The organism is Moritella sp. F3 (assembly GCF_015082335.1).
GTDB lineage: Bacteria > Pseudomonadota > Gammaproteobacteria > Enterobacterales > Moritellaceae > Moritella.
Window position 1 is genome coordinate 1 of record NZ_BLRL01000061.1, and the last position, 271, is coordinate 271.

Here is a 271-nt window from a genome sequence, read left to right on the forward strand (position 1 = left end):
GCCATCACCGCCCTGGTGCGCGAACTGGCGCTGCAGTCGCAACTGGTGGCGCGTGATCCGGACCATTGGCTGCTGCGCGTGGAGCGGGAGTCGCTCAACCAGCCCACGGCGCGCGAGCGCCTGCGCGCGGCGCTGGAGGCCGCGGGCCATGCGCGCCAGATCAGCGTGGAGGTGGGTGTGGTGATCGACAGCCCCGCGCGCCGCAACGCGCACGCCGCGGCCGAACGCCAGCGCGTGGCCGAGGAGATCGTCCACAACGACCCCTACGTGC

Annotated in this window: 1 protein-coding gene; it reads left to right on the forward strand. The window is 73.4% G+C overall.

Annotation, left to right across the window (positions count from 1 at the left end; genetic code table 11):
• Positions 1–271: hypothetical protein (locus JFU56_RS22490; protein WP_198439444.1), on the forward strand; the 271-nt coding region annotated here is incomplete at both ends.